Raw genomic sequence first — 21,460 nt, 5'->3', positions numbered from 1 at the left:
CCGGGAGTCAGGAGTCGGAGGCGACGGGTGCCGTTGTGTTCCCCCGACGGAACGTACTCGTGAACCACTGCGAGTCGGGCGTGTCGCCCTCCAGGAGCGACACGACGGTCTCACCCGCCGCTCGCCCCTTCTCCCACGCGGGCTGTACGAGGGTCGTCAGCTCGTACGGCGCGAGGCCGTCGACGACGATCCCGTCGAATCCCGTGATGCTGACGTCCTCGGGAACCCGGAGTCCGGCCTCCTCGGCCGCGCGGAGAACGCCGACGGCGAGCAGGTCGCTCTGCGCGACGACCGCCGTCGGGCGCGGGCCATCGCCGCCGAACAGGGCCCGACCGACCGCCGCACCGGCATCGATCGAGCTGTCGACCGCGGCGTACGCGGCGGCGTCGGGGAACACGTCGCGGAATCCGGCCAGGCGATCCGCGACGACGTCGACCGACGTCGCCCGCTCGTCGTCCGCCGACAGCCAGCCGGGGTCGGACCCCCACCGGAACGGCATCGTGACCGCGACGACGCGGGTGTGGCCGAGGTCGCGCACGTGCTCGGCGGCCAAGCGCTGCGCCTCGCGGTTGTCGAGGGCGATGCGCGGCACGTCCTCACCGCCGTCGCCCTCGATGACGACGACCGGGATGCCGCGGCCGCGCACACTCGCCAGATGCTCGCGCAGCAGGCCGCTGCATCCGATCAGCACCGCCGCGTCGATCGGGGCCGTCATCAGCGTCGGGCCGCCGGCCACCACGCTGCCCTCGCGCAGCAACAGCAGGCCCGCGCCGATCGGCGCCACGGCGTCAGCGAGCGCGTCCATCGTGATGCGCATGACCGGGTCGCCGAACACGCTGCCCAGCCGCCCGCCGCTCACGACGCCCACGATGCCGCTGCGGCCGCGCCGCAACGAGGCCGCGCGCGGGTCGGGGCCGAGATAGCCGAGCTCCCCCGCTGCCGCGAGCACCTTAGCCCGCGTTGCATCGCTCACCGGAGTCTTGCCGCTGAACACGACCGACGCCGTCGACGGCGAGACGCCGGCCGCACGGGCGACGTCGCTGATGGTGGGCCGACGTGCGTTCACGCGCCGATCGTACCTCTCTCTTCTGCGAGGTCGAATCGATTCGGTAGCCTATGCCGGTGACCGATGTGATCTCCCGTCCCGCCACCGTCCGCTGGCGTAACGCCGTGTTCGCGATCTTCGCCGCGAGCGGCCTCAGCATCGCGACGTGGGCCGCGCGCGTTCCGTCGATCAAAGCCGACCTCGGCATCGAGAACCGCGAGATCGGACTGGCACTGCTGGTCATGGGCGTCGCGTCGATCATCGGCCTGTCGACGAGCTCGGTGGTGATCGCGCGCTTCGGCACCCGCACCGGCATGTTCGCCATGCTCGTCACGCTCTCGATCGGCCTGGCGATTCTCGGACTCGGCAGCGGGTTCTTCCACTCCTACGCCGTCCTCATCGTCGGGCTCGCGCTGTTCGGTTTCGGCAACGGTTGCCTCGACGTCATGATGAACGTCGACGGAGCGCACATCGAGACCCTGTCGGGCAAGACGATCCTGCCGCTGTTCCACGCCTTCTTCAGCTTCGGCACCGTGATCGGCGCCGGCCTCGGCGCCATCGCCGCAGGCCTGCGCATCGGCGTCGCGATTCACGCCGTCACGATCGCGGCCCTCATCGTCGTGCTGGCCATCGTCGCGATCGCGAACGTGCCCCGCCGCGAGATCGTCGACGCCGTCACGGCCCACGGGTCGGCGGACGCGAGCTCGGCGGACGCCGCGCAGCCCGGCTGGCGGGAGCGCCTGGCGGTGTCGCTGTCGGCCTGGCGCGAGCCGCGCACCTACACGCTCGGCATCATCATGCTCGGCATGGCCTTCGCCGAGGGCGGCGCGAACGACTGGCTCGCGCTCGGCGTCGTCGAGCACGAGGGCGGCACGGCTGCACTCGGCGCGGCGGCCTTGACCGTGTTCAGCGTCTCGATGACCGTCGTGCGCGTCTTCGGTGGACCGCTCGTCGACCGCTTCGGCCGCGTCGCCACGCTGCGCGTCCTGGCGGTGGCCGCGACCGCCGGCATCCTGCTGTTCATCCTCGCCCCCAACCTGCCGCTCGTGTTCGTGGGAGCAGCACTGTGGGGTATCGGCGCCTCGCTGGGCTTCCCGCTCGGGATGTCGGCCGCGGCCGACGACCCCGCCCGCGCGGCGGCCCGCGTGAGCGCAGCCGCGACGATCGGCTACGTCGCCTTCCTCTGCGGCCCGCCCGTGCTGGGCTTCATCAGCGACCACATCGGGCTGCTGAACACGCTGTTCATCCTGGTCGCCCTCGTTGCGGCATCCGGTCTCGCGTCGTCCGCGGCCAAGCCGCTGCCCGGCTCGAAGGTCGGCGCCGGCCGCCACTGACAACGCATGCAGCGAGTAGCGCGCGCGTAGACGGAGCACGAGCGGCGCACAACCCCGTGCCCGCCAGCGCCTCGCATTCTTAGTGTGCGTGCATGTGGTTCGACAGCTGGTCAGACGTACTCCGAGTCGTGCTGGTGGGTCTGGCGGCGTACCTGTCGCTCGTCCTCCTCATTCGGGCATCCGGCAAACGCTCGCTTGCGCAGATGAACGCGTTCGATCTCGTCGTGACCGTCGCGCTCGGCTCGACGCTCGCGACGATCCTTCTCTCATCCGATGTGGCCTACGCCGAGGGGGTCACGGCGATCGTGCTCCTGCTGGCACTGCAAGTGATCGTCGCGGTGCTCGTGAAGTGGTCGCCTCGTTTCCGCCGCGTCGTGACCGCGGCGCCCGCGCTCCTCGTGGTTCACGGTTCGCTCGACGAACGCGAGCTGCGGCGTAATCGCGTCACCCGCAAGGACGTCGAACAGGCGGTGCGGCAGAGCGGGCAGGGGGCGATGAAGGACGTCGCAGCAGTCATTCTCGAGAGCGACGGCAAGATGAGCGTCATCCCCGAGGCGAGCCTGGGCGATGGCTCGGCCGTCCGTGACATCCCCGGCTGGCCGTCTTGATCCGACTCGCCGACTTGGGCTCGCCGGTGACCGCGTAGGCTCGTCGGGTGCGTCTGGTCATCGCCCGCTGCTCCGTCCAGTACACGGGGCGCCTCAATGCTCACCTTCCGCTGGCGACCCGGCTGCTGGTGCACAAAGGCGACGGCAGCCTGCTCGTGCACTCGGACGGCGGGTCGTACAAGCCGCTGAACTGGATGAGCCCGCCCTGCACGCTGACCGTCGAGACGCCGGAAGACGATCCGGATGTCGAGGAGCAGGTCGTCGAGCAGTGGCGCGTCGTCCACGCCAAGAGCGGCGACACGCTCGTCGTCCGTCTCTACGAAGTGCTGCACGACTCGTCGCACGAGCTGGGCGTCGATCCCGGGCTCGTCAAGGACGGCGTCGAGGCCGACCTGCAGCGTCTGCTCGCCGAGCAGGTCGAGGTCATCGGCGACGATCTGACCCTCGTGCGCCGCGAGTTCCCGACGGCGATCGGTCCCGTCGACCTGCTGCTGCGCGACCCGGCCGGCGGCACGATCGCCGTCGAGGTGAAGCGGCGCGGCGACATCGACGGTGTCGAGCAGCTGACCCGCTACCTCGAGCTGCTCGGCCGCGACCCCCACCTCGCTCCGGTCACCGGCGTCTTCGCGGCGCAGGAGATCAAGCCGCAGGCGAAAGTGCTCGCGGCCGACCGCGGCATCCGCTGCGTCACGCTCGACTACGACGCCATGAAGGGCATCGAGTCGGGCGCGCCGCGCCTGTTCTGACGCGGCGCGGCCGCACCTCAGCTACCGAGCTTCGACAGCTCGGCGAACTCGTCGTCGGTCAGCTCGATCGTCGCGCCCTGCAGATTGTCCTCCAGATGCGCGACGCTCGACGTGCCGGGGATCGGCAGCATGACCGGCGAGCGCTTGAGCAGCCACGCGAGCGCGATCTGCGCCGGGGTCGCCTGCTTGCGCTCGGCGACCTCGCTCAGCGGCGAGTCCTCACCGGTGAGGCCGCCCGTGGCGAGCGGGAACCAGGGGATGAAGCCGATGCCCTGCTCCTCGGACCAGTCCAGCAGCTCCTCGGCATCCCGCTTCTGCAGGTTGTAGAGGTTCTGCACCGTCACGATCGTCGCGATCTGCTGCGCGGCCTTCACCTCGTCCACCGTGACCTCGGACAGCCCGATGTGGCGGATCTTGCCCTCATCCTGCAGCTTCTTCAGCTCGCCGACCTGGTCTTCGAGCGGCACCTTCGCGTCGATGCGGTGCAGCTGGAACAGATCGATGCGCTCGAGCCCGAGTCGGCGCAGGCTCATCTCGGCCTGCTGCCGCAGGTACTCTGGGCGACCGACCGGCGGCCATTCGTTGGGACCGGTGCGGGTCAGGCCGGCCTTCGTGGCGATGACGACGTCGTCGCCATACGGGTGAAGCGCCTCTTTGAGGAGCTCTTCGGCCACGTACGGGCCGTAGGAGTCGGCGGTGTCGAAGAAGTTCACGCCGAGCTCGACCGCGCGCTTGAGGACGCGGATCGCTTCGTCGTGGTCCTTCGGCGGACCCCAGACACCGGGGCCGGTGAGCTGCATCGTGCCGTAGCCGAGGCGGTTCACCTCGAGGTCGCCGCCGATGCGGAAGGTTCCGGAGGACTGGGCGGGGGACGTGCTCGAAGTCGTCATGCCAGAGGTGAGCGCTCGCGGGCCGTCAGACATTCCCCGACGGCGCGCGATCGGGCGGGGACGACGCGGCCCATAGGCTGGAGGCATGACCCGATCGCCGTTCTCCTGCGTCCTGTGGGACATCGACGGCACCGTCGTCGATGCTTCCGAGGGCATCCTCCGCCGCCTCACCGTGACCCTCGAACACTTCGGCTACCCGGCGCCCCGGCACGAGCAGCTCATCGACTGGATCGGGCCGCCCATGCACGAGTCGTTCCAGAACAACCTGGGGATGACGCCCGAGAAGGCCACCGAGGCGGTGTCGTTCTACCGCGTCCTCGGCAAGGCCGACGGGTACACCACCGGCGCTCGGCTGTATCCCGGCGTCGCCGAGCTGATCGTCGCGCTCGACGAGGCGGGTGTGCCGCAGTCGACGGCGAGTTCGAAGCCCGAGGTGCAGGTGCGCGCGCTCATGGAGCACTTCGCTCTCGCCCCGCGGCTGCGCGAGATCGTGGGCGCGACGAGCGACGAGAAGACGCTGAGCTCGAAGGCGGATGTCGTCGGCGAGGCGCTGCGCCGCCTGACGGCCGACGGCGTCGACCTGTCGCGCCCCGTCCTCATCGGCGACCGCCACCACGATGTCGAGGGCGCCGCCGAGCACGACGTGCCCGTCATCTTCGTGTCGTGGGGCTTCAGCACGCCCGACGAGGCCGAGGGTTCCATCGGCGTCGCGGACGACATCGACCAGCTGCGAGCGCTGCTGCTGCCCAACGGCTGATCAGCGACCGCGTGCCGCCCCGGGATGCAGCTGCGGCAGGTCGAACTCCGCGTCGACGATGCGCTGCACCGCTTGCGGGCTCGCCTCGAGCGCTGCGCTGAGGACGTCCAGCGGCACGCCGCCGAGGAGCGCTGTCTGCACCGCCTCGCGAGCGCGACGAGCGGCGCGCTGTCGTTCGTCTTCGGCGCTGGCCATGAATTCGGCCACGCGGAAGCAGGCGGATCGGATGAGCTGCTCGGCAGCAGGGGAAGTCGTCGTCACGGTGTCCATCTGCCCACCGTGCCCGGGCGGATGTTGCGTCAACGTAAGCATCCGTCACGGTCCGACGCCCGGGCGGGGCGCCGTCACCACGGGCGCTCCTCCTGCTCGAGGGCCGCGTGGCGAGCGCAGCAGAATCCGCGGTGTCCGCGCACGGTCGACATCGCGAGGGTCACGGTGGCGTCGCAGTACCGGCACGGCCGGGGTCGGTGTTCGCGCTCGTCCAGGCGCGCAGCGATCCGCGCGACGAGGTCACCGGCGAGGCTCATCGTCGTCCCCTGCCGTCCGAAGCGTGTCCGCCGCGTTGTGCATGAGTGACACCCTGCCAAGCGGCACGTAAAGACGGCGTCAGACGGCGGCCGACCGAGTCGACCTCCCCATTCGACGCCCGGGCTGCGTGCCAGAAATGCAGCGCCCGGGCGTCGACGGATCCCCCCGGATACGTCACGCAGTGCGTGACGGGGTCAACTGTACTGATCTTCGGTCGCGACCGATACCCGCAGATGAGACGCATTTCATCCAGGTACCGTGCCGGTGTGAGCCACGTAGACCTGCGCCCGTTCGAGGATGACGACGCCGACGCCGTCTTCGAGATGCTGCAAGACCCGGATGCCGTCACCCAAGCGGCCTTCACCGCGGATGACCCGTCCGACCGCGCGGCGTTCGACGCGTGGCTCGAGCGCCACCGCGCCGACGACCGCGTCAACCTGCGCGTCGTGACCGACGACGGCGGCTTCGCAGGCATCGCGGCCGCGTTCACCGTCGACGACGACCGTGAGGTAACGGTGTGGATCACGCGCAACGCCCGCGACCGCGGCGTCGCCTCCGCCGCACTGCGTCTGCTGATCGCCCATGAGGCCGAGCGACCGCTGTACGCGCGCGTCGCCGCCGACAACACCGCCGCGATCGAGGTGCTGCGCAGCACCGGCTTCAGCGAGATCGAGCACGGGCCGGCATACGCCCCCGCACGCGGCACTGAGATCGAAGAGCTCGTCTTCGCGCTGCCGCCCACGCTCGACGGCATCTGACACGCCGCGTCCCGAAGCCGCCGCGACACAGGCGCATACTTCTCACATGGACATGCTCGACGACGTCGTGTCCGGCGCCTCCTCGCGAACGGTGTCGACCCCCGACCTGCTGCGCCTCGTGCAGACGCTCGCGCAGGATCTCGGCTCGCCCGAGCTCCGGTCGTGGGCCCGCGCCGAGCTGACCGGATACCTGCCGGAGCACCGCCTGCCGAGCTACCGGGGCCCCTTCGCCCTTCCGATCGAGAACGCGATCGACCCCAGCGAGGCCACCGTCACCGTCGAGCTGCGCGGTCCGCTGGCCGAGGTGTCGCAGACAGCTGATCTGGTCGACGGACGGTCCCTCTACGAGGCCGATCCCCGCGACGCGGTCGCCCGATACCGCGCGCGCATCGCCGACGGCATCGACCCGCGGATCGCCCTGATGCGGCTGTGCGGCGAGTCGAGCGTCGTGCCCGCTCCCCTGTTGCGCTCGGTCGATGAGAGCGTCCGCAACCGGGTGCTCGACATCGCCCTCGACCTGCGCGCAGTCGCCCATCCCTCGAGCGAGGGCCTCACGGTCTCGGCCGCCGCCCTCGCCCTCGTCGTCGACGGTGCGCTCGGGCTCGCGCCGGGGCACGGCGCACCCGGGACGACTCCCCCGCTGCTGCAGGATGCCGCTGCCGCCGACCTCGTCGACCGCATGTCGGCCGTGCTCGCCGACGTCCATCGGGCCGAGGAAGCTGTGCGCGTCGTGCTCGAGGACGAGCCCGGCGCCGTCAAACGAAACAGCGTGCAGCGCCTCGCGAACGCAGTGCGCGCCGGACGGATACCCGCCGCCCCCGGCATCCATCCCGACGAGGCCGCCGATCGCGTCGTCGACATCGCCGCCCGCCACCTCGGTTGGTGACGACCCCGGGAACGCAAAAGGCCCCCTCACCGTAGTGAGAGGGCCTGCTGTGCGCGAGGGGGGAGTTGAACCCCCACGCCCTTTCGGGCACTGGCACCTGAAGCCAGCGCGTCTGCCTATTCCGCCACTCGCGCGAGAACGTGTTTCCACGAACCCAACTTCCCGAGGATATCACGACTTCGAGGTCGCGAAAGTCCACGATCCCGGCCTCATCGAGCCCGAATGCAACGCGCGTTCAGTCTCCCTGACTACGATGAAGCCACCATCCGCCTGCCTGAGGAGCCCCGTGGGACTACTTGACAGCTTCGAGAAGGGTCTCGAGCGTGCCGTCAACGGCGCCTTCGCCAAGACCTTCCGCAGCGGTGTCCAGCCGGTGGAGATCGCATCCGCGCTCCGCAGCGAACTCGACAAGAAGGCCGCCGTCGTCAGCCGTGATCGCATCCTGGTGCCGAACGCGCTGACGGTCCGTCTCGCCCCCGGCGATGCCGAGCGGATGGACGCCCTCGGCAGCGCTCTGCGCGATGAACTGCGGACCCTGGTCGAGAAGCACGCGAAGGCTCAGGGGTACTCGTTCTCCGGCGCGGTGAGCATCGCCCTCATCGCCGACTCTCAGCTGTCCACCGGCACGGTGCGGGTCGACTCGAACTCGGATGCCGGTGCCCGCGTGTCGTGGCAGGCCGTGCTCGAGATCGACGGGCAGCAGCATCCGCTCGTCGCCTCGCGAACCGTCATCGGACGCGGCAGCGACGCCGACATCACCATCCCCGACGCCGGCACCAGCCGTAAGCACGTCGAGATCCTGTGGGACGGCGAGCGCGCGATGGTCCGCGACCTCGGCTCGACCAACGGCACGCAGCTCAACGGCTCGCGTGTCGGCGAAGCGGCGCTCCCCGTCGACGGAGTCGTGCGCATCGGCCGCACCGACATCGTCTTCCGCGTGATCCCCCAGGCTCAGGCGCCGGCACGTCCCCGCATGTCGGCGGACGAGGCGACGCGCATGTTCGACACGCGAGGGGGTGCGCGATGAGTCCGCTCACCCTGCTGCTGCTGCAGATTGGCTTCCTCGTTCTGCTGTGGTTCTTCGTCTTCGCCGTCGTCTACTCGCTGCGCGCCGACCTGTTCGGCGTGAAGGTGCGCAAGCTCCCCGAGCCCGCCGCCGCCGGAGCCGCACCCGCCGCGCCGTCGGTCACGCGGGCGCCCACGTCCGGACCGGATGCCGCGACCGCGGCCGTCGGCGCCGTGGGCCGGCCCCCCGTGGCGGGCGGCAAGGCCACGACCGACGCGGTCTCGCGCATCGTGATCACGAGCGGACCCAAGGCCGGACTCGAGCTGCCGCTGGGGTCCGAGCCGCTGACGATCGGCCGATCGAGCGAGTCGGGCCTCGTCATCCGCGACGACTACACCTCGAGCCACCACGCGCGCCTCGTGCTGTGGGGCAACCAGTGGATGATCCAGGACCTCGATTCCACCAACGGCACGTGGCACGACGGCGCGCGCGTGGCATCTCCGGTGCCCGTGATCGTGGGTGCGCCGATCAAGGTCGGCGCGACGACGTTCGAACTGCGGAAGTAGTCCGCGTCTATGGTCTTCCAGGGCTCCAGCGCTGCCATCTCGCACACCGGGAAGGTCCGTTCCAACAACCAGGATTCGGGCTTCTGCGGCTCGAACCTCTTCGTCGTCGCCGACGGCATGGGCGGGCACGCCGGTGGTGATGTCGCCTCGAGCCTCGCGGTGCGCCGGCTCGAGAGCCTCGATCACGCGTTCTCGACGACGACCGAGGCGGAAGCGGCCCTGCGCGATGCCCTCGCCGACACCGCCGCCGAGCTCATCAGCACCGTGAAGGTGCGCCCCGAGCTCGCGGGCATGGGAACGACCGTCAGCGCGCTGGTGATGGTCGACGAGTACGCCGTCATCGCGCACATCGGCGATTCGCGCCTCTACCTGTACCGCGACGACACGCTGACGCAGATCACCACCGACCACACGTTCGTCCAGCGACTGGTCGACTCGGGCCGCATCACTCCCGAAGAGGCGCGTTATCACCCGCGCCGCTCGGTGCTCATGCGCGTGCTCGGCGACATGGACCCCGATCCCGAGATCGACACGTTCATCATGCCGACCCAGCCCGGCGACCGCTGGCTGCTGTGCTCGGACGGACTCTCGGGCGTCGTCGACGACGCGCACACGGCCAAGGCTCTGGGCCAGGGCTGGGCGCCCGGCCGCACCGCCGACAATCTGCTCAAGCAGGCCCTCGACGGCGGCGCTCCCGACAACGTCACGATCGTCATCGTCGACGTCGGCGGCCAGCATCCGCTGTTCAGCGGTCCCCCGACCGTCGTCGGCTCGGCCTCGCACCCCCTCGGGATCGAGGTGCCCGCCGCACGCCCGCAGCCGCGCAGCTGGCTGCATCCGGCCCGTCAAGCGGCGAACGAGCCGACGCACTTCGAGCCGGCGGCCGAGTTCCTCGAAGAGCTCATCGAAGAGGATCGCCGCCGGGCGCGGCGACGTCGCGTGACCTGGTTCGGCGGGTTCGTCGTGATCCTCGCGGCGATCGGCGTGGTGCTGTTCGCCGCGTACAGCTGGACGCAGACCCGCTACTTCGTGGGCGTCGACGCCGACACGGTCGTCATCTACCGCGGCATCCCGCCGAGCATCGGGCCGATCTCGCTGTCGTCGCCCGAGGAGGACACCGGCATCCCGCTCGACGACCTGCCGGCGTACCAGCTGCAGGCGGTGCAGCAGACCATCGCGGCCGATTCGCTCGCCGACGCCCGCGCCATCGTCGAGAACCTACGTGTGGACGGAGGAAGCGGGTCATGACCAGTGCTCCCGTCGCGGCCGACACCTCGGTCATCAAGGCGCTGCGCAAGCTGCGCGTGCCGCAGACGCAGCGAAACCGAGAGCTCGGCCTGCTGCTGTTCGCTTTCGTCATCAACGCCGCCGCGCTCGCGCTCGTGCAGCTCGGGACGAAGGGCACGATCGACTCGTCGTTCCTGATCTACTGCTCGGCGCTCGACATCCTCGCGCTCGCGATCCACGTCGTGCTGCGCCTGCGGGCGCGCGACGCCGACCCCTTCGTCGTGCCCATCGCGACGCTGCTGTCGGGCATCGGCATCGCGATGATCTACCGCATCGACCTCGAGGGCACGTCGCAGGGCTGGAACATGCTGGCGGTTCGTCAGCTCGTCTGGTGCGCGATCGCGCTCGCGGCCGCCCTCGCCGTGGTCATCGGCCTGCGCAACTACCGCGTGCTGTTCCGCTACACCTACATCTTCGGGTTCGTCGGCATCGGGCTGCTGCTGCTGCCGTTCGTCCCGGGCCTCGGCGTCGAAGCCGGCGCCGACGTCTGGGTCTCGATCGGCGGCATCGTCTCGTTCCAGCCCGGTGAGCTCGCCAAGCTCGCCCTCGCGATCTTCTTCGCCGGCTACCTCGTGCGCACACGCGAGTCGCTCGCCTCGGTCGGCACGCGGTTCCTCGGCATCACGTGGCCTCGCCCCCGTGAGCTCGGCCCGGTCCTCGTCATCTGGGGCGTTTCGCTGGCCATCATCGTGCTGCAGCGCGACCTCGGCACCGGCACCCTCATCTTCGGCATGTTCATCGCGATGCTCTACGTCGCGACGGGCAAGACGAGCTGGGTGATGATCGGTCTGACCCTCGTGGTCGCCGGCGGCGCGATCGCCTCGCAGGTGCTGCCGTACGTCAAGGGACGCTTCCAGAACTGGCTGAACCCGTTCGACCCGTCGAACATCGACGCCGCCGGCGGCAGCTTCCAGCTCGTGAACGGCCTGTACGGCCTCGCCAAAGGCGGGTTCATCGGCACGGGCCTCGGCCAGGGTCGCCCCTGGATGACACCGCTGTCGCAGAGCGACTACATCTTCCCCAGCCTCGGCGAGGAGATCGGGCTCATCGGCGTGTTCGCGCTGCTGTGCCTGTACATGGTCTTCACGAGCCGCGGCGTCCGCATCGGTCTCGCCGGCCAGGACGATTTCGGCAAGCTGCTCGCGACGGGCCTGTCGTTCACGATCGCCCTGCAGGTGTTCATCATGGTCGGCGGTGTGACCCGCGTCATCCCGCTGACCGGACTCACGACTCCCTTCCTCGCGGCGGGCGGTTCGTCGCTCGTGGCGAACTGGATCATCGTCGCGCTGCTGCTGCGCATCTCGGATGCGGTGCGCTCTCGACCCCGGGTGGTGATCGGATGACCAAGGAACTGCGACGACTGAGCTTCGTGATGCTCGCGATGTTCCTCGCCCTCTTCGCCTCGACCAGCTGGATCCAGGTGATCCAGGCGCAGACGCTGAACGAGAACCCTGGCAATCGGCGCACGCTCTACGACTCGTTCGAGGTGCAGCGCGGCTCGATCATCGCGGGCGGGTCGGTCGTAGCCGCATCCGTTCCCAGCGACGACATCTACTCGTGGCAGCGCCAGTACACGGATGCCGCCATGTGGGCGCCCATCACGGGCTGGATCAACCCGGTGCTGGTGTCGTCGTCGGGTATCGAGCAGATCATGAACCAGTCGCTGTCGGGCACCGACGACACCCAGTTCCTCGCCCGCCTCGAGCAGATCATCTCGGGTGCGCCCGCACGCGGGTCGAACGTCCTGCTCACGGTCGACCCGGCCATCCAGCGGGCGGCCTACGACGCCCTGCAGGGGTATGAGGGCGCGGTCATCGCGAGCGAGCCCTCCACCGGCCGCATCCTCGCGATGGTGTCGAGCCCGAGCTTCGATACGAACCGGCTCGCCTCGCACGACTCCGCCGCCGTCAACGCGGCATACGACGAGCTCGCGGCCGACCCGCTCAAGCCCCTGTTCAACCGATCGATCGGCGGCGATCTGAACCCGCCCGGATCGACGTTCAAGCTCGTCGTCGTCTCGGCCGCGCTGTCGTCGGGCAAGTACACGCCCGAGTCGACGTTCCCCAACCCCGCGACGTGGACGATCCCGGGCACGAGCAACACGCTGCACAACTTCGACCTGGGCACGTGCGGACCCGGAGAGACCACGACGCTCGCCACGGCCCTGCGGCTGAGCTGCAACATCCCGATGGCCGAGCTGGCCGTCGAGCTCGGCGACGACGCGATCCGCGCCGAGGCGGAGAAGTTCGGTTTCAACACCGAGATGGAGGTGCCGCTGTCGGTGTCGGCATCCGAGTACCCGCGCGGCCTCAACGACGCTCGCACGGCACTGTCGGGCTTCGGCCAGGGCGATGTCACGGCCACGCCGCTCGCGATCAACCAGGTGTCGGCGGGCATCGCCAACGGCGGCATGGTCATGAAGCCGCAGCTGCTGGACTCCGTCGTCGCGCCCGACCTCACGGTGCAGGAGACGTTCGGACCGAGCGAGTTCGGCCGGGCCGTGACCGAGGATGTCGCCGAGCAGATGCGGACGCTCATGGTCGCCAATGTCCGTGACGGTGCGGCGAGCGGTGCAAGAATAGACGGCGTCGATGTCGCCGGAAAGACGGGCACTGCGGAGCACGGTCCAGGCGATCCGTACACGTTGTGGTTCACCGGTTTCGCACCGGCGGATGACCCCCAGATCGCCGTCACGGTGATGGTCGAGAACGGGGGCGGCCAGGGGCAGGCCGGAACAAGCAGCGGGATCGCAGCCCCCATTGCGAAGAAGGTTATCGAGGCGGTGCTGAACAGATGAGACCGATGCAAGGCGTGAGCTTCGGCGGGCGTTACGAACTGGATTCGCGGATCGCGATCGGCGGTATGGGCGAGGTGTGGGAGGCCACCGACCACGTCATCGGCCGCACCGTCGCGATCAAGATCCTCAAAGACGAGTACATGGGCGACCCCGGGTTCCTCGAGCGTTTCCGCGCCGAGGCTCGGCATGCCGCGCTCGTGAACCACGAGGGCATCGCGAGCGTCTTCGACTACGGCGAGGAGAACGGCAGCGCCTTCCTCGTGATGGAGCTCGTCCCGGGTGAGGCTCTGTCGACGATCCTCGAGCGCGAGGGCGCCCTGTCGTCCGACAAGACGCTCGACATCGTGGCGCAGACCGCCTCGGCGCTGCAGGCCGCGCACGCGGCCGGACTCGTCCACCGCGACATCAAGCCCGGAAACCTGCTCATCACGCCCGACGGCCGCGTGAAGATCACCGACTTCGGCATCGCGCGCATCGCCGACCAGGTTCCGCTGACCGCGACCGGTCAGGTCATGGGCACGGTGCAGTACCTCTCCCCCGAGCAGGCCTCGGGCCACCCGGCATCCCCGGCCACCGACATCTACTCGCTCGGAATCGTCGCCTACGAGTCCGTGGCGGGCAAGCGCCCGTTCACGGGTGAGTCGCAGGTCGCGATCGCCATGGCGCAGATCAACGAGCAGCCGCCGCCGCTGCCGGCGACCGTCTCGGACCCGGTGCAGAAGCTCATCCTCGCGATGATCGCGAAGAAGCCCGAAGACCGGCCGGCCTCGGCCAGTGCCGTCGCCCGCGCCGCCTCCGCGCTGCGCCGGGGCGACCTCGCGGCCGCGCACGCCGCCGTCCCGGCGGTCTTCGCCGGCGCCGGAACGAGCGATGTCACGCAGCTGCTCACCTCGAACGGCGGCGACACCGCCACCCTGCTGATGCCCGCGGGCGCGGCTGCTGCCGGTGTCGGTGCTGCAGGCCTGGGCGCGACGTCTCTTCTCGACGCCGACCCTGCGGCCGCCGAGGGCGAGCCGACGGATGCACGCAAGCGCAAGCGCAGCCGGTGGACCTGGCCGCTCGTCGCGCTCATCGCGCTGCTGCTGATCGTGCTGGGCGGCACGCTGTTCGCGCTGCTGACCGGCGACGACACCCCCGCCCCCGCACCGACCACGCCGACCTCGACGCCGTCGACCCCGGTCGAGACGCCGTCGGCGGAACCGACCCCGTCGACGCCGTCCTCCATCAACATCGACGGCCTCGGGCTGACCGGCCGCACGTGCGAGGACGCCCTCGCGGTAGCGGCGCAGGCCGGTCTCGAGAACGTCACGTGCTCGCCCGGTGACCCGGCATCCAGCGAAGACGAGGTCGGTCGCGTCTACAGTGTCGTGCCGCTCGGCAACGTTCAGCCCGGCGACACGGTGACCCTCACCGCGTACTCCGACCTGAGCCCCCTCGAGCGCCCGGCAGCGCCGACGATCCAGTCGAACGGCCAGACGGTGTCGAGCGTGACGGCCGGATCGACCGTCCAGGTCATGTGGTCGGGCTTCACCTGCCCGGCCGGCCTGACCGCGTCGTCGTACACGCTCACCGCGAGCGGCGGCCTCTTCGAAGCCAACTCGCAGTCGACCGCGAGCTTCAGCGCCAACCAGCGCCCCGCCAACCTGCGGGTCGGCGACTCGGGCGTCGTGTCGGTGACCTACACCGTCACGTGCTCCGGCGAGGGCGGCGACCGCACCTCGCCCGCCTCGTCCGAGGCCGCGGCCACGATCCAGCCCGCGCCGTCCACCGGCAATGGGAACGGCAATGGCAACGGTGGCGGCAACGGCGGTGGCAACACGGGCGACGACGAAGGCTGATCACCGCGAGCATCATGCGGCCACCATCGGAGAATCCATCGAACGCAGGGAGTGACGTGTCGGCAGAGCAACGTGTGCTGTCAGAGCGCTACCGCGTCGACGAGCCGATCGGCCGCGGCGGCATGGCGAGTGTGTATCGGGGATACGACCTGACGCTCGGCCGCGAGGTCGCGATCAAGATCCTCAAGCGCGAGCTCGCGGACGATCCCGCTTTCCGCACCCGGTTCCGCCTCGAGGCGCAGTCGGCGTCGCGTATGTCGCACCCCTCGATCGTGCGGGTGTTCGACGCCGGTGAGGACGTCGAGACCGACCCGGACGGCAGCCGGCACTCCGTGCCCTACATCGTCATGGAGCTGGTCTCGGGCCGTCTGCTCAAGGACATGCTCGAGGCTGGCCCGCTCGCGGAAGCCGACGCGGTTCGCTACGTCGACGGCATCCTCGAGGCGCTCGAGTATTCGCACCGCGCCGGCGTCGTGCACCGCGACATCAAGCCCGGCAACGTCATGATCACCGACGGCGACGCCGTGAAGGTCATGGACTTCGGCATCGCCCGCGCGGTTTCGGACTCGTCGTCGACGGTGGCCGAGACGACCGCGATCATCGGCACGGCCGCGTACTTCTCGCCCGAGCAGGCCAAGGGCGAGCCCGTGGACGCGCGCGCCGACCTGTACTCCACGGGCGTCGTGCTCTACGAGCTGCTCACCGGACGCGCGCCCTTCCGCGGCGAGACGCCGGTCGCGGTGGCGTACCAGCACGTCAGCGAAGCGCCGCTCCCCCCGTCCGAGGTGGTCGAGGACGTGCCCCGCGCACTCGACGCCATCGTGCTGCGCGCACTCGCGAAGAGCCCGTTCCAGCGATTCCAGGATGCCACCGAGTTCCGCACCGCCCTGCAGCAGGCGATCGGCGGCAAGCAGCCCTCGAAGCGGCAGATGGGTGCGCTCAGCAGCGAGCTCTACGGGCCCGATCCGCGTAACGCCGCTGAGACCGCCCGGTCGCTGCGCCAGCTGAGCACCGACACGTCGATGCGCCGCACGCAATCCGGACCTCCCGCCAGCTGGATCTGGGCAGGTGTGGCCGTGCTCGCGGCACTGCTGATCGCGGTGTTGATCTGGGTGCTCGCGTTCCAGCCGACGCAGACCGTCCCCCCGACCTCGCGAGTGGTGCCCGAGGTCTCGGGCAAGTCGTGGGACCTCGCCGAGAACCTGCTGACCGAGGCCGAGCTCACGCCGGTGCGCTCGGATCGCAGCGACGGTACCGTTCCCGCGGGCGACGTCATCGGCACCGAGCCGGCTGAGGGCACGACCGTCTCCCCCGGCCAACGCGTCACCGTCTACGTCTCGACCGGCCAGGAGATGGCGGTCGTCCCCACGCTCGAGAACCTCTCGCGCGACGAGGCGACCGCGGCGCTGACGAACGCCGGACTGCAGCTCGGTTCGGTGCGCTCGCGCAACCACCCGACCCTGGGCGCCGGCACCGTCATCGAGGCGTCGGCTGCCGCCGGCTCCGAGCTGGCGATGGGCAGCACGGTCAACCTCGTCGTCGCCAGCGGCACCGTCACCCTCGTCGACCTCACCGGCTACACCGTCGAGGCTGCGCAGCGCGAGCTGCAGCAGGACGCGCTGCAGCTGATCCCCGAGGTCGTCGAAGACCCGGCTTGCCCCGCCTCCCCCGGCGGTCAGACGGTCGCCGCCCAGTCGCTGACGCCGGGCGAGGTGCCGATCGGCTCGACCGTCGCCCTCACCGTCTGCACCGGCGCCTGAACGAATCGCGTCGCCCGCCCGGCTGGGCGCGATTCAGCTCGGTTCAGTGCTGCGCCGCGGCCGCGCGGTGCGGCTGCAGACCCGCGCCGGTCTCGTCCGCTCCCTCGAGCCCGATCGAGGCGAGCCAGTTGCCGAGCAGCCGGTAGCCCCCCTGGGTGAGCACCGACTCGGGGTGGAACTGCACGCCCTGGATTGGCAGCGAGCGGTGGGCGATCCCCATCACGGTGCCTTCGGCGGTGCGCGCCGTCACCGCCAGCACATCCGGCAGGTGCGCGGCCTCCACCGCAAGCGAGTGGTAACGGCCGGCGACGAACGGATGCCGCATCCCACGGTACAGCGCCGAGGAATCATGCAGCACGTTCGATGTCATCCCGTGCATCAGTTCCGGGGCCTCCCCCACGCGACCGCCGAACGCGACGGCGATCGCCTGATGACCAAGACACACCCCCAGCAGAGGTGTGCGAACGGATGCCGCGGCCGCGACGATCGGGATCGAGGCGCCGGCATCCTGTGGAGTCCCCGGCCCCGGCGATACGAGCACACCGTCGAATCCGGCGATCGCGCCGCGGGGATCGGTCACGGCGTCGGCTTCCACCAGCTCCGTCGTCGCACCCAGCTCGCGCAGGTACCCGACGAGCGTGTGGACGAAGCTGTCGTGATTGTCGACGACGAGGACCGTCGTCACCCGACCGTCGACTCCTCGGCGGGTGAGAAGAACGGCGCGATCGCCGGGAACGCGTAGAAGAACAGTGCGTAGACGATGGCGGCGGCGAGGATCAGCAGGATGATCACGCGGATCCACCACGGACCGGGCAGGACGCGCCAGAGTGCGGCATACATCAGGCGCTCACTCCTTCGGAGAGGGATGCCGGCGGGCCGGCGCTGTTCGGCGTGAATTCCTCGAAGACCGCGTACGAGATGATGCGCTCGAGCATGTTCAGCTTCGGCGCGCAGCTGGTGAGCGTGAGGTAGCGGCCGTTCGCGGCGAGGTCGACCTGCTGCGGCACGGGGTTGAGCACCTCGATGGCGGTGTCCTGCACGTACTCGACGTTGCGGAAGCGGTAGGTGTACCAGCCGTCCTGGGTCTGGATGACGACGGCGTCGCCGATGACGAGGCGATCGACGGGGTCGAACGGAGCGCCGGACGTCCACCGGTGCGCGGCCACGGCCATGTTGCCCTCGGCGCCCGGCATGGCCGAGCCCTCGTAGTGGCCGATGTAGCCGGCATCCAGGATGGACTTCTTCGCCGTGCCGCTCGCGATCTTGAACTGCCAGTCGGGACCGAAGCGCGGGATGTACATGATGCCGAACTCGGCGCCGTGGCCCGGCTCGTCGAGCACCGGGATGACGGGCGGGGCGGGCTCAGCGGGAGCCTCGGACGTCTCCGTCGGTTCGGGCGTCTCGGCCGGGGTATCAGCCTGTGCGGCATCCGCCCACTGCTGCGCCAGAGCGGAGGCCTCGGCTTGCTTCTGCGAGCTGATGATCATGTCGCCGAACCACATCTGCCAGCTGACGAAGAGCAGCATCACCACGCCGGCGGTGAGCAGGAGCTCCCCGAGCACGCCGACGACGCTCGTGCGTCGACGCGGACGCGACGGTCGTGGTCGCGCGGAGCGTCGCGAGCGACGCGTGTGCGGTTCGGTCTCCACGATCGGGAAGTTTAGCCGCCCAGGTTATCGTGCGGCTGACAGTTAGGATTCATTCCATGGCATCTTCGAGCGACCACGACGACCCGACCGTGGAGCGACGCCCCGCAGATGACGCACCTAACCCGGTCTGGTTCAAGCCGATCATGCTGGGTCTGATGCTCATCGGACTCGTGTGGGTGCTCGTGTTCTACCTCAGCAACTCCACGCTGCCCGTCCCCGGTATCGGCGGCTGGAACCTCGTGATCGGCTTCGGCATCGCGTTCATCGGGTTCCTCATGACGACGCGCTGGCGCTGAGACCCTCTGTCCACATGTGAGTTACACCGGTGTGATTCCATCCCCACCTGGGGATAGACCTGTGGATAACTCTCACCCGTAGATCGCGAGCGGCACCGCCAGCAGCGCGATCAAGCCGACGGCCGTTGCGACCAGCAGCAGCGACTGCAGCTTCCGCTTGCGGATGGCGCGCGTGCGCGCGTAGATCGTTCCGACGAGGGCGCCGACGATCAGACCGCCGATGTGGGCCTGCCACGACACCTGCGGGATCCCCGTGCCGCCCAGCGCGCCGGTCAGCAGCGGCAGGAACGACAGCACGAGGTTGATGCCCAGGATCACCGCGATCCCGGTGATGTTCGCGCCGATGTGGCGACCGATGACGAGCAGAGCGCCGAACAGGCCGAAGATCGCGCCCGAGGCGCCGACGACCGGCGTCATGAACCCGAGGAGCACCGCGGCGACGGAGCCGCCGAGGCCGCTCAGCAGATAGAGCCACAGGAAGCGCAGCCGGCCGAGCATCGGCTCGAGGCTGCGGCCCAGCATCCACAGGGCCAGCATGTTGAGCCCCACGTGCCAGAAACCGCTGTGGACGAGCAGCACCGTGAACAGGCGCCACGGCTCGAACGAGCCCGTGAATGACGGATAGAGCAGCGGTGGGATGAGCGCGAGCGTCTGGCGGGCGAGGAGCCCGACGCCCGGGATGAGCGTGACGACGAACACGAAGAACGTCAGACCGATGATGCCGTACGTCACCAGGGGTCGGGAGTCGTCGGCGCGCACCGCTCGCAGGACGCGAGGCGCGCGGCGGGGTCGTGGCGCGCCCGAGCTCTTCTGCTGCTCACGCAGGCACTCGGGGCAGATCACCCCGACGGGCATCGGCGTCTGGCATTCCGCGCAGATCGTGCGCAGGCAGCGCTGGCAGAGCACGAAGCTCTGCCGATCGGGATGCCGGTAGCAGAAGTTGTCGGGATTGCTCCGAAGCTCGGACGCGCTCACGAACCGCTCAGACCGCGGTGACGTCGATCGACGACATGACGACGGGCTCGATCGGCCGGTCGCCCGCGCCGGTCTTCACCGCGGCGATCGCGTCGACGACCTGACGCGAAGCGTCATCCGCGACCTCGCCGAAGATCGTGTGCTTGCCCTGCAGCCAAGGAGTCGGGTCTGTCGTGATGAAGAACTGCGAGCCGTTGGTGCCCTCGGCCTTGCCCGTGATCGCGTTGCGACGCAGTCCGGCGTTCGCCATCGCGAGGATGTAGGGCTTCTGGAAGTCGAGCTCGGGGCTGATCTCGTCGTCGAAGTTGTATCCCGGACCGCCGATGCCCTGACCGAGCGGGTCGCCGCCCTGGATCATGAAGTTCGGGATGATGCGGTGGAAGATGACATCGGTGTACAGCGGGCCCTGGCCGGGCTTGCCCGTGGCGGGGTCGGTCCACTCGCCGGTGCCATCGGCGAGACCGATGAAGTTCTTCACCGTGCGGGGGGCCTGGTCGCCGAAAAGGTTGACGACGATGTCGCCGTGATTGGTGTGGATCGTCGCTACTGCAGTGTGCTGAGGCATGTCTGCCATTCTCGCACCTGTCAATGCCCTGCTGGCGTGGGCGCTCTCTGGCAAGATGAGGGAAAACGTCCCACGATGCAGGGAGGGCCCACGTGAGCCTCAGCCGCAAGCGCAAGAAGCAACTCCGCAAGCTCCAGAAGCAGGCGAACACCCTGTGGGAGTCGCAGCAGGTCCTGGTTGGCGAGGCCGCCAAGGTGGCTCGTGAAGCCGGCAACCAGCTCGGCAACTACAGCCGCGAGCACGTCCAGCCGGCTGTGCAGCAGTCGTACGCGCAGTACGCCGCGCCGTACGTCGACAAGAGCGTCCGCGCGACCCGCAAGGTGTACAACGGCGCGCTGATCCCGGCGGCCGGTGCCGTCGTCGGCGGAGCACTCTCCGTCTGGGACGCCGCCAACGACACCCGCGAACGCCTCGCGCACGGCCGTGGCGTGAACCTCGACCTGACGTCGGTCAAGAAGAATGCCGCCAAGTACGGCAAGAAGGCGACCAAGACGTTCCAGTCGCGCGCCGCACTGCCCGAGCCCAAGAAGAAGCGCGGCGCCGGTGGCGTGATCGCCCTGGTCCTCGGTGTCGCTGCCGCCGCCGGCGTGCTCTACGCCGCCTGGCAGACGCTCCGCGCCGACGACGAGCTGTGGGTGGCGGACGACCCGCTGCGCGCTCCCGACGCCTGAATCGGATGACCGACGACTTCGAGCCCACGTCTCGCGTCCGCCTCGCGGCGGCCGAGCGTGGGCTCGATGTCGTCGTGCGCGAGCGCCCGGATGCCGGCAGTCTCGACGAGGCCGCCGCGCTGCTCGGCCTCGAGCCCGACGACATCGTCAAGACGCTCGTCGTCAAGCGCAGTGACGACACCTACCTGTTCGCGCTCGTCCCCGGAGACCGCGTCATCTCGTGGCCCAAGCTCCGAGCGGTCGTGGGCGTGAACAAGCTGCGGCTGCCCGAGCCCGAGCTCGCCCTCGCCGCCACCGGATACGAGCGCGGCACGATCGTGCCGATCGGCAGCACGACCGACTGGCCCGTCGTCGCCGATGCGTCGATCGTCGGTCGGCGCATCGCCATGGGCGCCGGTGCCCACGGTTACAGCCTCTTCGTCGACGCCGACGCTCTCATCGCCGCCTACGGCGCGACCGTGGCCGACATCACCGAGCAGCGTTCGCGCTAAGTCCCCC

At 69.7% G+C, this 21,460-nt stretch carries 25 protein-coding genes and 1 tRNA gene; 16 read left to right on the top strand and 10 right to left on the bottom strand.

The window, feature by feature from the left end:
- Positions 1–7 precede the first annotated feature (7 nt).
- Positions 8–1,066 (bottom strand): LacI family DNA-binding transcriptional regulator, encoded by a 1,059-nt coding sequence (locus tag JOF37_RS09525; protein ID WP_210006597.1) that lies wholly within the window; start codon positions 1,064–1,066, stop codon positions 8–10.
- A gap of 50 nt (positions 1,067–1,116) precedes the next feature.
- Between JOF37_RS09525 and JOF37_RS09520 the strand changes: the two genes are divergently transcribed.
- The 3 genes from JOF37_RS09520 to nucS all read left to right on the top strand — a co-directional run bounded on the left by JOF37_RS09520 (position 1,117) and on the right by nucS (position 3,733).
- Complete coding sequence (locus tag JOF37_RS09520; protein WP_210006596.1) at positions 1,117–2,379, top strand: MFS transporter; 1,263 nt, start codon at positions 1,117–1,119, stop codon at positions 2,377–2,379.
- Between the two features lie 92 nt (positions 2,380–2,471).
- Positions 2,472–2,987 carry a DUF421 domain-containing protein gene (locus JOF37_RS09515; RefSeq protein ID WP_210006595.1) on the top strand — a complete coding sequence of 172 codons (516 nt, stop codon included), beginning with the start codon at positions 2,472–2,474 and terminating at the stop codon, positions 2,985–2,987.
- A 47-nt stretch (positions 2,988–3,034) separates the two neighbouring features.
- On the top strand, positions 3,035–3,733 hold the full coding sequence (gene nucS / locus JOF37_RS09510; protein WP_210006594.1) for an endonuclease NucS: 699 nt from the start codon (positions 3,035–3,037) through the stop codon (positions 3,731–3,733).
- Positions 3,734–3,750: 17 nt separating this feature from the next.
- Here the strand turns inward: nucS and JOF37_RS09505 are convergent, their stop codons facing one another.
- Positions 3,751–4,623, bottom strand: coding sequence for an aldo/keto reductase (locus tag JOF37_RS09505; RefSeq protein ID WP_210006593.1), 873 nt, complete (start codon positions 4,621–4,623; stop codon positions 3,751–3,753).
- Between the two features lie 85 nt (positions 4,624–4,708).
- Here JOF37_RS09505 and JOF37_RS09500 point away from each other — a divergent pair, with 85 nt between their 5' ends.
- Positions 4,709–5,380 carry an HAD hydrolase-like protein gene (locus JOF37_RS09500; RefSeq protein ID WP_210006592.1) on the top strand — a complete coding sequence of 224 codons (672 nt, stop codon included), beginning with the start codon at positions 4,709–4,711 and terminating at the stop codon, positions 5,378–5,380.
- On the opposite strand, the gene JOF37_RS09495 is transcribed toward JOF37_RS09500, so the two are convergent.
- Positions 5,381–5,650 carry a hypothetical protein gene (locus JOF37_RS09495; protein WP_210006591.1) on the bottom strand — a complete coding sequence of 90 codons (270 nt, stop codon included), beginning with the start codon at positions 5,648–5,650 and terminating at the stop codon, positions 5,381–5,383. It abuts the gene before it with no gap.
- 74 nt (positions 5,651–5,724) lie between these two features.
- Positions 5,725–5,907, bottom strand: a complete 183-nt coding sequence (locus JOF37_RS09490) for a hypothetical protein (RefSeq protein WP_210006590.1) — start codon at positions 5,905–5,907, stop codon at positions 5,725–5,727.
- 267 nt (positions 5,908–6,174) lie between these two features.
- Here JOF37_RS09490 and JOF37_RS09485 point away from each other — a divergent pair, with 267 nt between their 5' ends.
- Both JOF37_RS09485 and JOF37_RS09480 read left to right on the top strand, forming a co-directional pair.
- A complete protein-coding gene (locus JOF37_RS09485) occupies positions 6,175–6,666 on the top strand; it encodes a GNAT family N-acetyltransferase (RefSeq protein ID WP_210006589.1) in 492 nt (163 codons plus the stop codon).
- A 46-nt stretch (positions 6,667–6,712) separates the two neighbouring features.
- The gene (locus JOF37_RS09480) at positions 6,713–7,552 is read left to right on the top strand and encodes an AbiTii domain-containing protein (protein ID WP_210006588.1); all 840 of its coding nucleotides are present in this window, start codon (positions 6,713–6,715) and stop codon (positions 7,550–7,552) included.
- A 50-nt stretch (positions 7,553–7,602) separates the two neighbouring features.
- Here JOF37_RS09480 and JOF37_RS09475 read toward each other — a convergent pair.
- Positions 7,603–7,686, bottom strand: a tRNA-Leu gene (locus tag JOF37_RS09475).
- 152 nt (positions 7,687–7,838) lie between these two features.
- On the opposite strand from JOF37_RS09475, the gene JOF37_RS09470 reads away from it, so the two are divergent.
- From JOF37_RS09470 to pknB, 7 genes are read left to right on the top strand one after another with little or no spacing between them, the layout of a single operon-like run.
- Entirely contained in the window at positions 7,839–8,579 is a 741-nt protein-coding gene (locus JOF37_RS09470) for an FHA domain-containing protein (RefSeq protein WP_210006587.1), read from the top strand.
- Positions 8,576–9,124 carry an FHA domain-containing protein FhaB/FipA gene (locus tag JOF37_RS09465; RefSeq protein WP_210006586.1) on the top strand — a complete coding sequence of 183 codons (549 nt, stop codon included), beginning with the start codon at positions 8,576–8,578 and terminating at the stop codon, positions 9,122–9,124. Before JOF37_RS09470 ends, JOF37_RS09465 begins: the two co-directional genes overlap by 4 nt.
- A gap of 9 nt (positions 9,125–9,133) precedes the next feature.
- Positions 9,134–10,372 carry a PP2C family protein-serine/threonine phosphatase gene (locus tag JOF37_RS09460; protein ID WP_210006585.1) on the top strand — a complete coding sequence of 413 codons (1,239 nt, stop codon included), beginning with the start codon at positions 9,134–9,136 and terminating at the stop codon, positions 10,370–10,372.
- A complete protein-coding gene (locus JOF37_RS09455; protein WP_210006584.1) occupies positions 10,369–11,754 on the top strand; it encodes an FtsW/RodA/SpoVE family cell cycle protein in 1,386 nt (461 codons plus the stop codon). The genes JOF37_RS09460 and JOF37_RS09455 overlap by 4 nt, the downstream gene beginning before the upstream one ends.
- Positions 11,751–13,208, top strand: coding sequence for a peptidoglycan D,D-transpeptidase FtsI family protein (locus tag JOF37_RS09450; RefSeq protein WP_210006583.1), 1,458 nt, complete (start codon positions 11,751–11,753; stop codon positions 13,206–13,208). The genes JOF37_RS09455 and JOF37_RS09450 overlap by 4 nt, the downstream gene beginning before the upstream one ends.
- Positions 13,205–15,046, top strand: coding sequence for a serine/threonine-protein kinase (locus JOF37_RS09445; protein ID WP_210006582.1), 1,842 nt, complete (start codon positions 13,205–13,207; stop codon positions 15,044–15,046). The genes JOF37_RS09450 and JOF37_RS09445 overlap by 4 nt, the downstream gene beginning before the upstream one ends.
- Before the next feature lie 56 nt (positions 15,047–15,102).
- A complete protein-coding gene (pknB, locus tag JOF37_RS09440; protein ID WP_271175020.1) occupies positions 15,103–16,806 on the top strand; it encodes a Stk1 family PASTA domain-containing Ser/Thr kinase in 1,704 nt (567 codons plus the stop codon).
- 43 nt (positions 16,807–16,849) lie between these two features.
- On the opposite strand, the gene JOF37_RS09435 is transcribed toward pknB, so the two are convergent.
- From JOF37_RS09435 to JOF37_RS09425, 3 genes are read right to left on the bottom strand one after another with little or no spacing between them, the layout of a single operon-like run.
- Positions 16,850–17,491 carry an anthranilate synthase component II gene (locus JOF37_RS09435; protein ID WP_210006580.1) on the bottom strand — a complete coding sequence of 214 codons (642 nt, stop codon included), beginning with the start codon at positions 17,489–17,491 and terminating at the stop codon, positions 16,850–16,852.
- On the bottom strand, positions 17,488–17,646 hold the full coding sequence (locus JOF37_RS09430; RefSeq protein ID WP_210006579.1) for a hypothetical protein: 159 nt from the start codon (positions 17,644–17,646) through the stop codon (positions 17,488–17,490). Before JOF37_RS09430 ends, JOF37_RS09435 begins: the two co-directional genes overlap by 4 nt.
- On the bottom strand, positions 17,646–18,455 hold the full coding sequence (locus tag JOF37_RS09425; RefSeq protein WP_271175019.1) for a class E sortase: 810 nt from the start codon (positions 18,453–18,455) through the stop codon (positions 17,646–17,648). The genes JOF37_RS09430 and JOF37_RS09425 overlap by 1 nt, the downstream gene beginning before the upstream one ends.
- Before the next feature lie 56 nt (positions 18,456–18,511).
- On the opposite strand from JOF37_RS09425, the gene JOF37_RS09420 reads away from it, so the two are divergent.
- Positions 18,512–18,751, top strand: coding sequence for a cell division protein CrgA (locus JOF37_RS09420; RefSeq protein ID WP_210006578.1), 240 nt, complete (start codon positions 18,512–18,514; stop codon positions 18,749–18,751).
- A gap of 72 nt (positions 18,752–18,823) precedes the next feature.
- Here the strand turns inward: JOF37_RS09420 and JOF37_RS09415 are convergent, their stop codons facing one another.
- Positions 18,824–19,726: a rhomboid family intramembrane serine protease gene (locus JOF37_RS09415; protein WP_210006577.1), complete on the bottom strand. Its 903-nt coding sequence runs from the start codon at positions 19,724–19,726 to the stop codon at positions 18,824–18,826.
- Positions 19,727–19,733: 7 nt separating this feature from the next.
- On the bottom strand, positions 19,734–20,291 hold the full coding sequence (locus JOF37_RS09410; protein ID WP_210006576.1) for a peptidylprolyl isomerase: 558 nt from the start codon (positions 20,289–20,291) through the stop codon (positions 19,734–19,736).
- Between the two features lie 92 nt (positions 20,292–20,383).
- On the opposite strand from JOF37_RS09410, the gene JOF37_RS09405 reads away from it, so the two are divergent.
- Both JOF37_RS09405 and JOF37_RS09400 read left to right on the top strand, forming a co-directional pair.
- Positions 20,384–20,962, top strand: a complete 579-nt coding sequence (locus JOF37_RS09405) for a DNA helicase (RefSeq protein ID WP_210006575.1) — start codon at positions 20,384–20,386, stop codon at positions 20,960–20,962.
- A gap of 5 nt (positions 20,963–20,967) precedes the next feature.
- A complete protein-coding gene (locus JOF37_RS09400) occupies positions 20,968–21,453 on the top strand; it encodes an aminoacyl-tRNA deacylase (RefSeq protein WP_210006574.1) in 486 nt (161 codons plus the stop codon).
- Positions 21,454–21,460 lie beyond the last annotated feature (7 nt).

This window comes from Microbacterium imperiale, assembly GCF_017876655.1.
In the GTDB taxonomy this organism is placed as follows: Bacteria; Actinomycetota; Actinomycetes; order Actinomycetales; family Microbacteriaceae; genus Microbacterium; species Microbacterium imperiale.
The sequence above is the reverse complement of the archived record's forward strand: the minus strand, read 5'-3'. Positions and strand labels throughout refer to the sequence as shown.